This window comes from Streptomyces sp. NPDC087906 (genome assembly GCF_055584925.1).
On the sequence record NZ_JBVJLC010000005.1, the window covers coordinates 302,784 to 314,509 of the forward strand.

At 70.0% G+C, this 11,726-nt stretch carries 10 protein-coding genes; 2 read left to right on the plus strand and 8 right to left on the minus strand.

The features are described 5' to 3' along the window. Nucleotides 1-108 precede the first annotated feature (108 nt). On the plus strand, nucleotides 109-999 hold the full coding sequence (locus ACZ63I_RS17550; protein ID WP_469339553.1) for an SDR family oxidoreductase: 891 nt from the start codon (nucleotides 109-111) through the stop codon (nucleotides 997-999). A 108-nt stretch (nucleotides 1,000-1,107) separates the two neighbouring features. Continuing rightward, nucleotides 1,108-1,698: a Dps family protein gene (locus tag ACZ63I_RS17555; protein ID WP_469339555.1), complete on the plus strand. Its 591-nt coding sequence runs from the start codon at nucleotides 1,108-1,110 to the stop codon at nucleotides 1,696-1,698. A gap of 8 nt (nucleotides 1,699-1,706) precedes the next feature. Here the strand turns inward: ACZ63I_RS17555 and ACZ63I_RS17560 are convergent, their stop codons facing one another. From ACZ63I_RS17560 to ACZ63I_RS17595, 8 genes are all read right to left on the minus strand, one after another. After that, nucleotides 1,707-2,372, minus strand: coding sequence for a hypothetical protein (locus ACZ63I_RS17560; RefSeq protein ID WP_469339556.1), 666 nt, complete (start codon nucleotides 2,370-2,372; stop codon nucleotides 1,707-1,709). A 231-nt stretch (nucleotides 2,373-2,603) separates the two neighbouring features. Then, complete coding sequence (locus ACZ63I_RS17565) at nucleotides 2,604-3,140, minus strand: DUF3291 domain-containing protein (RefSeq protein WP_469339558.1); 537 nt, start codon at nucleotides 3,138-3,140, stop codon at nucleotides 2,604-2,606. 412 nt (nucleotides 3,141-3,552) lie between these two features. Next, complete coding sequence (locus ACZ63I_RS17570) at nucleotides 3,553-4,773, minus strand: serine hydrolase domain-containing protein (RefSeq protein WP_469339559.1); 1,221 nt, start codon at nucleotides 4,771-4,773, stop codon at nucleotides 3,553-3,555. Nucleotides 4,774-5,003: 230 nt separating this feature from the next. Further along, on the minus strand, nucleotides 5,004-5,288 hold the full coding sequence (locus ACZ63I_RS17575) for an antibiotic biosynthesis monooxygenase family protein (protein ID WP_469339560.1): 285 nt from the start codon (nucleotides 5,286-5,288) through the stop codon (nucleotides 5,004-5,006). Nucleotides 5,289-5,552: 264 nt separating this feature from the next. After that, on the minus strand, nucleotides 5,553-7,628 hold the full coding sequence (locus ACZ63I_RS17580; RefSeq protein ID WP_469339562.1) for a S9 family peptidase: 2,076 nt from the start codon (nucleotides 7,626-7,628) through the stop codon (nucleotides 5,553-5,555). A 28-nt stretch (nucleotides 7,629-7,656) separates the two neighbouring features. Continuing rightward, nucleotides 7,657-8,712, minus strand: coding sequence for an ABC transporter ATP-binding protein (locus ACZ63I_RS17585; protein ID WP_469339563.1), 1,056 nt, complete (start codon nucleotides 8,710-8,712; stop codon nucleotides 7,657-7,659). Further along, entirely contained in the window at nucleotides 8,709-10,706 is a 1,998-nt protein-coding gene (locus tag ACZ63I_RS17590) for a dipeptide/oligopeptide/nickel ABC transporter permease/ATP-binding protein (RefSeq protein WP_469339565.1), read from the minus strand. The genes ACZ63I_RS17585 and ACZ63I_RS17590 overlap by 4 nt, the downstream gene beginning before the upstream one ends. Nucleotides 10,707-10,709: 3 nt before the next feature. Continuing rightward, the gene (locus ACZ63I_RS17595) at nucleotides 10,710-11,708 is read right to left on the minus strand and encodes an ABC transporter permease (RefSeq protein ID WP_469339567.1); all 999 of its coding nucleotides are present in this window, start codon (nucleotides 11,706-11,708) and stop codon (nucleotides 10,710-10,712) included. Nucleotides 11,709-11,726: the final 18 nt, after the last annotated feature.

Sequence of the window (11,726 nt, forward strand, 5' to 3'; positions counted from 1 at the left end):
CCTCACGACTCCGGCCCGCACACCCGGACTGAGCACAAGGGTCGCGATTCCTGGTTTATCCGCCTGTTTCCGGGAACCCATGATGGTCCAGGACCGAAGAGAGGCGCCATGGCGGACAACGGACAGGGCCGAGAAAATCCGGTGGACAAGCATCCGCAGCCGGAGTTTCCCCAGCAGGACCAGCAGCACCCAGGCTGGAGCGGCCCCATGGATCCGCCGCCGGACCATGGCGAAGAGTCCTACGAGGGGCACGGGACGCTGAAGGATCTCAAGACGGTCGTCACAGGCGGTGACTCGGGCATCGGCCGTGCCGTGGCTCTGGCGTACGCCCGGGAGGGCGCCGACGTACTGATCACCTACCTGCCGGAGGAACTCGACGAGGCCCGCGAAACCGCGCGCCTGGTCGAGGAAGCCGGGCGCAAGGCGGTGGCGGTGGAGTGCGACATCCGCGAGGAGAGTGCCTGCCGGGCGCTCATCGAACGGGCGGTCGACGAGTTCGGCCGGATCGACATCCTCGTGAACAACGCCGCCTACCAGATGTCCCAGCCCGAAGGCATCAGCGCCATCTCGACCGAACAGTTCGACCGCGTCGTGCGCACCAACCTGTACGGGATGTTCTGGCTCTCCAAGATGGCGCTGCCTCACATTCCACGGGGAGGCTGCATCATCAACTCGACGTCGGTACAGGCGTACAAGCCCAGCCCGCACCTGCTGGACTACGCGATGACCAAGGGCGCCATCGTCACCTTCACCCAGGGCCTGGCCCAGATGGTCGCCGAGGACGGCATCCGGGTCAACGCGGTGGCCCCCGGCCCGGTCTGGACTCCCCTCATCCCGGCGACCATGCCCGACACCGCCTCGTTCGGCAAGCAGGCGCCGTTGGGCCGCCCGGCCCAGCCGGCGGAAATGGCACCGGCCTATGTCTTCCTCGCATCGCCTCAAGCCAGCTACATCACGGCGGAAATCCTCAACGCCACTGGCGGCACGCCCCTTCCCTAGCGTGATCGCCTCTACGAAGAAACCTGGTCGGGCCCGGACAGTACGTTCCGACTGCGTCCACCGGCCTGCACATTCCCGCCGGTAATTTCCGGCAAAGCTCCGACAAGAATGGACGACGAAACCACCATGGCCGCTTCAGCACCGAAGTACACCGTTCCAGGAATGTCCATCAAGGAGGGCGGCGACGTCATCCAACTGCTTCATCTGCGTCTGCACGCCCTGAACGACCTGGCCCTCACCCTCAAGCACATTCACTGGAACGTGGTCGGTCCGCACTTCATCGCGGTACACGAAATGCTCGACCCGCAGGTCGAAGCAGTGCGCGCCATGGTCGACGAGACGGCGGAGCGCATCTCCACCCTGGGAGGATCACCCCACGGGACACCGGGCGCACTCGTGAGCGAGCGGACCTGGGACGACTACGCGGTGGGCCGGGCCGGCGCCATCGAGCACCTCGGGGCGCTCGATCTCGTGTACACGGGCATCATCGAAGAACACCGCAGCGTGGCAGAGGCCACCGACGAACCCGACCCCGTCACGCAAGACATGCTTATCGGTCAGCTACGACAGCTTGAACTGTTCCAGTGGTTCGTACGCGCCCACCTGGAGACCGCCGGCGGCGCGCTCAGCACAACGGGCGCGACCACTGAGCGCAAGGCGGCAGCGCAAGCCGGCAAGAAGGCCAGCCGAAAGCGCTGACCCCGTCACTACGATGCCGAGACCGGCTGGCCGCCTTCTCTGACGTGGACCGGAATGCCGCCCGCAAGGGTGCTCAGGTCGTTGTGCAGGGCGGCCGACCGGGCACCCTGAGCGGTGGTGGTGACGTCGATGCCTGAAGCGTCGTTGGCGGGACCCAAGGTGTAGATGGGGAAGCCGGCGACGGTGGTCTTCTGGCTCATCGTGTCCACCGCCCCCAGAAGGGTGCGCTCGGAGTAGCGGCTGCGGTAGACGTCCAGACGGCCGAGGTCGATGCCGGGGTGGGCCTTCTTGGCCGCCTCGGCCATCCGGTGACCCGCGGCCGGGTCGGTGAAGCACAGCGCGACGCGTCCGACCGGGTAGTCGACCACCAGATTGCCGTACGTGGCCGCGTACTCGGGGTACGAGTGCGGGTCGAGGGCGACGGCGAGGGCCAGGGCTTCAGGGGTTGTCTTCGCGGCCTTCGGCCGGTTCTGCCACGTGTCGCCGGACGGACAGGGGGCGGATGTCGTGGCGGACGGGACGGCGGCCCGAACGTCCGGCGTGGAAGTGTGCGGCGCGGCGCCGATACCTGCCCGACCGTGCTGTGCCGCGGGATCCGCACACCCCGCGATCAGGGCGACCGCGGCGGCGGTCGTACAGGCGACGAAAGCGGCTGAGCGGCGTAGGGCGTTCATGTCGTTCTCCTCTTCGGCACACGGCGAGACGGCCGTCCGTCTCTCCCCCCGGTGCCGGTGCAATGCCAGTTCGACGCGCCCGCCTTCCTCCCGGTTCCCCTGTCCACCAGATAGCGGACCGCATCGAGCCGGATCCCGGTCTGCTGCTGCCAGTTCGCTGTAGCCGCGGCGCGCCCCTGCCACAGCGCCACCTCTCCGACACGAACCACCTCAGCCGTTCAGGCTTCATTGTCAGCGAACCTGTTTGATCCTGGCCGGAGTTCCGTCCGGGGCGAACGAGTCGTGGAAGGTGAACGCGTGCGGCGCGGCGCCGTGGTCGTGGAGGTGCTCCAGTCTGGAAACCCCGTCCCGCCAGGTGGGTATCGCGTCGTCGGAGACCCACCAGCACACGTAATTCGGGTTTCCTGTCCGCTCGAACCAGTCGTAACGCCTGTTCAGCGCCTCACGGTGCAGACCGGTGTAGATGGCGTCGAAGGCGGGGCGCAGGCCGGTCCAGAGTGAGAGCGTCGTGGCCAGGGCGGTGGTTTCCACCGCACGGCCCTTGCCGTACCAGGTCGGTACGGCGAACTCTCCCCAGGCACCCCAGTCCGCCTCGAAGAGCACGCCCCGGTCGCTGTCTGCCGGTTCAGCACGCGCGAGGTATCCGGGGTGCCGGCCGATCTTCCCGTAGACGGCCTCACCGATGTCGTAGAACTCATGCGTGAGAGGTCCGGGATCGGCGAGAGGGGACTTCAGGACGCCGAATGTGTACAGCGCAAGGTGGGGCATGGGTCTCCCTGGTCGGGGGTGCCTGGTGTGGACCCCGTTCGGTGGCTTACGCACGGGCGAGGATTCATGGGGTGTGACCCACTCATCCCGTCGCGGGTGGCTCAGCCCGAAGGAACTCCCGCGCGACCGTGGGCGATCGCCGAGGACCAGGTGAAGGTAGCTGCCTCTGCGGGCCATGTCGAAGTTGCGATTTCCGTGTCCACGTGGCCTCTTGCGCCGGTCATTGCGGGGGGGGGCCGGCGCGGTGACGGGGCGCGGCAGGCTGTGGGGTGTCACCCGGCGGACCTGCCTGGGGCTCAAACGCCGTCAACGCTGCGGCCGCCCCGCCCCGTTCATGTCGTCGACCGCGCGTCGCCCCCCCCCCCCCCCAGGGATTCTCGCCAACGTGCCCGACCCGAAAGGGGCGTGCTCGCTATTTCCGGTCGGTGGCGCAGAGTTCCTGGTCCATCAGGGTGCGTTGTGCTTTTTCGGTGGAGAGGTCGGCCGCGCCGTCGCCGGTCGTCTCCAGTACGACCACGCGTCGGCCGTCGGCGCTGATGCCGTCGCGGGTGGTGTAGCCGGGGAGGTCGCCTCCGTGACCGTAGTAGGCGCCGCCGCAGGACAGCGAGATCTTCATCAGGCCCAGTCCATAGCCCGCGTCGGGCCCCAGGACGTCCAGGTCGGGGGCGCGTACGGTCGTCTTCATCTCGGCCAGCTCCGCCGGGCGCAGCACCTTGCCGCCCAGGAGCGCGGTGTAGAAGCTGGTGAGATCGGCGGTCGTGCTGATCATGTTGCCGGCGGCGTCGGCCGCCGAGGGGTTAAGGCCCGTGACGTCGATGGTGGGGCCGGTCTCGTAGAAGTTGGAGTAGCCGTGCAGGTGGGCGCCGGAGATGCGGGGGTCGGTCGTCGGGACGACGGTGTGGCTCAGGTGGAGGGGCTGGAGGATGCGCCGGGTTACCTCCTGCTGCCAACTGTGGCCGGTGGCCTTCTCGATGATCATGCCCGCGAGAATGTAGTTGGTGTTGGAGTACTCCCAGCCGGCGCCCGGTGCGAAGTCCGGCTTGTGGCGCATCGCTATCGCGACGAGTTGCTCGGGCGTCCAGGTGGTGTAGCGGTCGGCCTGGTATCCGTCCACACTGCTGACCTCGGGGAAGTCGCCCAGGTAGTCGAAGAGTCCGCTGGTGTGCTGCAGTAGCTGTCGTACGGTGATTTTGGTGCCGTCGTTGCCGTTTCCTGAGACCACTGCGGGCAGCCAGTGGTCGACGGTGTCGTCCAGCGACAGGCGTCCCTCGCCGACGAGTTGGAGTATCACGGTGGCGACGTACGTCTTGGTGGCGCTGCCGATCCGGAAGCGGTCGTCGGGGCGCACGGCGGTTCCGGTGGCCTTGTTGGCCGTACCGGCGGTGGCGTAGCGGGTTCCGTGCGGCCCCGTCGACTGGGCCAGGACTCCGACCGACCCGGTCCGCAGGATCGTGTTCACGTTGTCCTGCAGTGTGTTGTGACTCGTGTTCGAGGCGACCGCGGTTCGGTCCGGGGCGCCTGCCGGTGCCTGCTGCGTGGTACCGGCAGCCTGCCACGCGAGCCCTACGCCGGCCAGTGAGGCCACCAGTGTCGCTGCGGCGATGCGGGAGATGGTCCTGGTGCTGTGCATCATGGTGGGCAAGTTCCTTAAGCGGTGGGGGTATTCGGGATGTGGAACCACTACTGCGGGTTGCTGATCACATTAGGAGCAAGTGATCACGTCCCACCATGAGGTCTACGGGTCGATCATGGGTGGTGCTACCCCCCGGACGCGTGTGCGGCGGTCCCCACAACGGAGCGCCGACCACGGCAGATACCACTGACACCACCGCGCGGCGGCGGCCGGCGCCGCAGCTCTGCGGGTCAGGCGTGCAGGGTGACTTCGTAGGTCGCCAGGTGCTGTGCCGTGAGTCCCGTCGGCGCTGAATTGTGCTGTTCCCGGATACCGGACGGCCCTCCCCCGGCTGTGACTGCGTCCATCTGTTCACGGGTCTCCCACAGCGAGATGATGACGACCTTGCCGGTCTCGGCGTCAGTGAGCAGGTAATAACCTTGGAACCCGGGCATCTGGCGGGCGCCGGGCATCTGCTGCTCGGCACGGCGGACGGTACCGTCGAAGCCCTCGGCCCCTGCCTGGGCTGTGATCACACGCGCGAACATCGCTCTCCCTCGGGTCTGCGGCGTGTCGCCGCGGCGGCGAACGGGCCCGCGATTTCGCATTTCGACGATCAGGGAAGCAGCGGTGCCCGCGGCACGCCCAGGCTACGCAGCAGGCATGCCGCAGCCTCGTAGGCGGCGCGGTGGTGGCGTGCGGATGCCGCGCTGTCCGTCGGACATGGGCGATGAGCAGGGGGAGATCACAGAGCCGCGTCACCGGAGCCGACGCCGTCCGGGCGAGCAGGGCAGCACTGCTCACGTCAGCCGCCCCTCGGCCTCGCCGGCATGCCGTTCGAGCCAGTCGATGACGCGCCGGTTGACGTCGAGGCGGTGTGAGGGCGGGCCGTCGAGCGTGAACAGATGCGAACCGCCCGGGTAGAGCACCAACCGGGTCGGTACGCCCTGCTCGCGCAGCGCGGTGTGCCACTGCTGGGCTTGGCCCACCGGGCAGCGGATGTCCGCAGCACCATGGAGGATCAGCGTCGGCGTCCGTACCTGATCAACCCGCGTCAGCGGCGACATCGCGGCATAGCGGGCCGGGTCGGCCCACGCCGGGGTGCCGAGTTCGTAGGCGCTGATGAAGTGCCCCTCGTCCGACGTGCCGACCATGCTGGCCAGGTCGCTGACCAGTCCGCCGGCGACTGCCGCGGCGAAGCGGGAGTCGCGGCTGGTCAGGTAACAGGTCATGAACCCGCCGTAGCTGTAGCCGGTCACGGCGAGTCGCTTCGGGTCGGCGATCCCCTCGGCCACGAGCGTGTCGAGCGGTTCGAGGAAGTCTTTCGCGTCGGCCGTCCCCCAGGCGCCGATCGTCGCGTTGTAGAACCGCTCGCCGTAGCCGTCGCTGCCGCGGGGGTTGAGCAGCAGGACCGACCAGCCGCGGGCGACGAGATCCTGGTGGTAGAGGTGGACGTCGTCGGCGGCGGCGTTCCAGGCGTTGTGCGGGCCGCCGTGAATATCCAGCAGCAGCGGCTGCCGGCCGCCCGAGGCGTCCGGCTCTCGCATCAGCCAGCCTTGGACCACGGTGCCGTCGGAGATCGTGAACTCCCGCTCCACCCGCCGACGCATCGTCAAACCGGCCTGACGCGCGCCGTGGGACGAACGGACCGCCTCGGCCGTCGAACGGATGTCGACGGTGGCGATCTCGCCGAAGGAAGTCGGGCTGCTCACCACGACCGCCGCCCTCGACCCGCGCACTGACAGGCCCGACACGTTGCGGCCCTCCCCGCCCAGGATCAGTCGGGGCTCGCCGCCGCCGACGCCCACGGCGTACAGGTGGGAGCAGCCGCGATCCCGCACACAGAACAGCACGGTGCGCCCGGCGTCGGTCAAGACCGGCAGCGCCCCGGGGTAGGCCGGGGCGCCGGGCATGACGTTACGGTCCAGCGGCGCGGCCAGGTCCGTCACTTCGTCGATGTCGCCGCCGGTACGTTCACCGGCGCGGAGTGGGACGCGCAGCAGCCCGGCATGACCTACCGGCGCGCCGCGATGGCCGACGACCAGGAGCGCACCGCCGTCCGCGGTCCAGATGAGCGGGCCGGCCACCGAGTCGGCCGGCCCGACCGCGACCGGCGTGGCGTTTGCCACGCGCAGGTCCAGTACGTGGGCGGGGGTGCGCAGCGTCATGTCGCGGTCCGGGGCCATGCCGGCGGCGAAGGCCAGCCTCGTTCCGTCCAGTGACCACGCCGGCTCGCCCGCGTTCCAGTCCCCATCGGTCACCTGACGGCACTGCCGCGTACCGAGATCGAGCACGTGGACGTGTCGGCGGACGGAACGCAGCAGCCCGGTGCCGTCGGACTGGTAGTCCAACCGGTCGGCGACCACCGGAGCTGTGCCGTGTCCGGCCGCTGTTGCCTCGTCCTCACCCGTCCCTGCGGCCTCGACCGGGCGGGGCGTTTCGACGGGGCCGGTGAAGTCGACGGGGCCGGTGACGTCGACCGGGGCGGTGAAGGCGAGCTGGGTGCCGGTCGGGCTCCACCGCGGCGCGCCGGCCCCGAGTGGGAGCCGCGTGAGCTGCTCGGGTTCGCCGCCGTCGGTGGGCAGCAGCCACAACTGCCCCGGGTCGCCGGCTTGTGCGCGTACGAAGACCAACCGGGTCCCGTCCGGGGACCACTGGGGCGAGGTGTCGTCGCTGCCGCTGGTGAGTTGCCGCGCTGCGCCGTCGACTGCCCCGACGAGCCAGAGCCGGCGAATCGTCCGGTCGTTGTCGGCGTCGGCCGAGCGCAGCACGTAGGCGATCTGCGTGCCGTCCGGGGACAGCGCCGGCTGCTCGGGAACCTCGATGCCGGTGAGATCGGCGATGCCGAGCTGCCCCCGGCTTACGCCTGCCGCCACGGCCCGCTCCTCCTCGTCGAAGGTGCCGTCATGAGTGGGGTCCTTCCGTACGGGTGCGGTCAGGACCGGCCTGGGAGGCAGACGTCCTGGCGGTCGCTCCTGCCAGGTCGGCGGCGAAATGACAGGCTGCCCGGTTGCTGTGCTCGCTGGTGGGTTCGACCGTGCGGCAGATGTCGCGGTCGGGACGGGTGAGCGGCCCGATCGGGCACCGCGGGTGGTAGCGGCAGCCCGCGGGTGGGTGGTGCGGGTCGGCCGGTTCGGCCTGGGCGGCCTCGACCGGTGCGGGGTCCTGGTCGTCACCGGGGAGTGGACCGAGCACCGACAGGTTGGCGTGGCCGGGGTCGGGCACCGCGGCCAGCAGGTCGCGGGTGTAGGGGTGCTGGGGATCGTTCAGGACGTCGGCGGTCGGGCCGTGCTCGACTATCTGGCCGAGGTACATGACGGCGATGCTCGTCGCGACGTAGCGCACCACGGCCAGGTTGTGCGAGATGAACAGCATGGAGGTCCCCGTCTCGCGCTGCAGGTCGCGTACGAGGTTGAGCACGGCGCCCTGGACCGAGACGTCGAGCGCGGAGGTGATCTCGTCGGCGATCACGACCTCGGGGGCAGCGCCCAGCGCGCGAGCCAGGGCCACTCGCTGACGCTGTCCCCCGGACAGTTGTGCGGGATAGTCGCGGGCGCGGGCGGGCTCCAGTCCGACCATTTCGAGGAGTCGGGCTATCTCGCGGCGCCGGTCCACCGGCTCGCCGCCGGGTCGGCGCCGCGGGACGGTCTCGGCGATGGTCGCCCCGACGGTCATGCGCGGGTCGAGCGACGAGTAGGGGTCCTGGAAGATCATCTGCAGGGGCCGGCGGCTGCGGCCGCGGTGGCGCATCGGTCGGCCGTCGAGCAGAATCCGGCCGCTGTGCACCGGGGTCAGGCCGACCGCGGCTCGGGCCAGGGTGGATTTGCCCGAGCCGGACTCCCCGACCAGGCCGACGACCTGGCTGTCCGGGATGGTCAAGCTCACCCGGTCCACCGCGGTCACCCCGCGCCGAGTCTGGCCGTAGCGGACGGTGACGTCCTCGAAGCGGAGTTCACTCATGCCCGGTCTCCTGCCGTGTTGGCGGCGTGCCGACGGTCGGGGCGCTCGTCGCCGTTGCCGCTCGGAATCGGTTCCCCGGCGTGCCAGCAGGCCACCCGTCGGCCCGCCTCGTCGGTGGCCAGTGGCGGGTCGGCCCGGGTGCAGTGTGCGTCGGCCAGCGGGCAGCGCGGCGCGAACGCGCACCCCTGCGGCACGTCGGTCGGTAGCACGGGGCGGCCGGGGATCACCACGAGCGGCCGGTCCAGGTCGGTGTGCATGTCAGGGACGGCCGCGACAAGGGCACGCGTGTAGGGGTGGCGGGCGGCGGTGGTGAGTTCGGCGGCGGGCAGGTCTTCCACGATCCGGCCGGCGTACATGACCATGATGCGGTCGCAGAGCTGGCTGACGACGGTGATGTCGTGGCTGATGAACACGATCGCGGTGTCCTGGGCGGCGCGTACGGATTGCAGCAGCTCCAGTACCTGGCGTTGCACCGTGACGTCGAGGGCGGTCGTCGGTTCGTCGGCGACGATCAGGGCCGGCCGGCCGGTCAGCCCCATGCCGATCATGGCGCGCTGGCGCATGCCGCCGGAGAACTCGTGGGGGTACTGCCGCGCGCGCCGTTCGGCGGCGGGCACCCGCACCGCCCGCAACCTGTCCACAGCTCGGGCATGCGCTTGGCGTCTGGTCATGCCGTGGTGGTGGCGGGCGGCCTCGGCCAACTGCGGCCCGATCCGCTGGGTCGGGTTGAAGGAACTCGTCGGGTCCTGGAACACCATGCCCAGGGAGGTGCCCAGCAGGTGGCGGTGCGTGCGGGGCGGGCCGGTGAGCAGGTCGGCGCCCAGGAACCGCAGCCGTTCAGCGTCGACCCTGCCGGGTTCTTCGATGAGCCGGGCGACGGCGAGTGCGGTCAGGGACTTGCCGGAGCCCGATTCCCCGACCACTCCGACGGCCTCCCCGCGGTGCACGGTGAAGCTCACCCCCCGGACCGGGCGTACCGGCCCCTGACTGCCGCCGAAGGTGACCGACAGGTCGTGGACGTCGAGCACGATCTCGGGGGTGACCGGTGCCGGCCGGGTCGCCGGGTGGGGCAGGCCGGGCTTCTGTCGGACCGGCGGAATGCGGCTGGTCGTCGTGTTCAGCCCCATCGCCTTGGCCGCTGCCTCGCCGAACAGGTTGAACGCGAGTCCGGCGACGATGACCGCGATGCCGGGGGCCAGCGCGGCCACGGGTTGCGAGTAGATGCCGGTGAGCCCGTCGTTGAGCAGCTTGCCCCAGTCGTAGTGCGGGTCCTGCACGCCGAGGCCGAGGAACGACAGGCTGGCGAAGGACAGCAGCGCGCTGCCGGCCCCGATGGTCGCGTTCACGATCAGCGGTTCGGCGATGTTGGGCAGGACGTGCCGATACAGCACGCGTAGCCGTCCGACGCCGGCCACGCGGGCGGCGGCCACGAAGTCCTGTTCGCTCACGCCGGCCACCAGCGTCTGGACCAGCCGGGCGAACCACGGTGCGCCGGCGAAGCCGATCGCCAGCACCGCCCCTTTCATACCGACGCCGAAGATCACGGCGAAGAACAGCGCCAGCAGCAGTGCCGGGAACGCGACGGCAAGGTTCACCACCGCGGCGAACAGGCGTGCGGTGCGGCGCCCGGCCAGACTCGGTGCCGCGCCGAGGGCCAGGCCGGCCAGGACAGCGATCGCCGTCGCCAGGAGGGCCAGCTCGACGGAGAGCCGGGTGGCGACCAGCACCCGGAAGAACAGGTCGCGCCCCAGGTTGTCGGTGCCCACCCAGTGCGCGGAGGACGGGCCTTGCAGGATGTTGCTGGTGTCGATCGCGTTCGCCCGGTGCGTCCACACGATCGGGGCGATGATCGCGAGGACGAGCACCGCGGCCAACAGCAGGCCCGCACCGGCGGCGACGGGCGTGCGCAGGACAGTCAGCCGGCGCGACGCGGCGTCGCCGCGCGGGCGGCGGGGCCGGCCGACGGGGGTACCGATCGTGGATGTCGCTGCCATCGGTCAGCTCTCCCGGATTGTCGAGCGCGGGTCGAGCAGCGCCAGCGCCACATCGACGGCCAGGTTCACGGCGAGGACACCGATGCCGTACGCCAGCACGATCGCCTGTACGACCGGGTAGTCCTTGGCCAGGATGGAGTGAACGATCTCGCTGCCCAACCCTGGCCAGGCGAAGACGTTCTCGACCAGCACCGTGCCGGCGACCAGGGCGCCGAGCAGCAGTCCGGCCAGGGTGAGCACGGCGGTGAGCGCGTTCGGGAGGGCGTGCCGAAGGTAGATGGTGATCGCGGGGAGCCGCTTGGCCCGCGCCGTGCGTACGAAGTCGGCCTGCAGCACCCGGACCATTTCCACCCGGAGGATCCGCGACAGGATCGCCGCGGGTCCGATCGCGAGCGAGAGCACCGGCATGATGAACGAGTCGACGCCGGACTTGCCCGCGACGGGCAGCCAGCCCAGCCGGACACCGAACACGTAGACGAGCAGCACGCCGAGCAGGAAATCCGGGATGGCGCCCAGCACGACGCTGGTCGAGGTGAACGCCAGCTCGGTGCGGTGAGCGCGGCCGCCGCGGGTCAGTACGCCCATCAACACTCCGAGCGGGACAGCCAGTGCGACAGCGACCGCGAACGCCAGCACCGCGAGCTCCAGCGTGGCCGGTATCCGCGTACCGATCACCTGTGAGACGGGCATCTGCAAGGTGATCGACGTGCCGAGGTCGCCGCTGAACACGCCGCGCAGATAGTGCGTGTACTGCTGCCACAACGAATCGTTCAAGCCCAGTGCCTGGCGGCGCGCGCTCACCAGGGCGGCCGGGGCTGTCGGGCCGAGCGCCGCCCGCACCGGATCGCCCGGGATCAGATGGATGATCAGGAACGACGCGGTGATCAGTAGCCACACCGAGGCGACCAGCCGGCCGGCGCGGCGCGCCGCGAACCTGACCCATGGGTTGTCCATGACGCCCGAGACCGCTCGCGGTGGTATCGCGCTGACGTTGACTGCCACGTGTTCCTCTCCCACTTC

What these genes read in the sequence shown, in the direction of transcription:
- ACZ63I_RS17585 (WP_469339563.1), bottom strand. Translation starts at nt 8,712, where the DNA reads ATGAGTGAACTCCGCTTCGAGGACGTCACCGTCCGCTACGGCCAGACT.
- ACZ63I_RS17565 (WP_469339558.1), bottom strand. Translation starts at nt 3,140, where the DNA reads ATGCCCCACCTTGCGCTGTACACATTCGGCGTCCTGAAGTCCCCTCTC.
- ACZ63I_RS17570 (WP_469339559.1), bottom strand. Translation starts at nt 4,773, where the DNA reads ATGATGCACAGCACCAGGACCATCTCCCGCATCGCCGCAGCGACACTG.
- ACZ63I_RS17550 (WP_469339553.1), top strand. Translation starts at nt 109, where the DNA reads ATGGCGGACAACGGACAGGGCCGAGAAAATCCGGTGGACAAGCATCCG.
- ACZ63I_RS17555 (WP_469339555.1), top strand. Translation starts at nt 1,108, where the DNA reads ATGGACGACGAAACCACCATGGCCGCTTCAGCACCGAAGTACACCGTT.
- ACZ63I_RS17560 (WP_469339556.1), bottom strand. Translation starts at nt 2,372, where the DNA reads ATGAACGCCCTACGCCGCTCAGCCGCTTTCGTCGCCTGTACGACCGCC.
- ACZ63I_RS17590 (WP_469339565.1), bottom strand. Translation starts at nt 10,706, where the DNA reads ATGGCAGCGACATCCACGATCGGTACCCCCGTCGGCCGGCCCCGCCGC.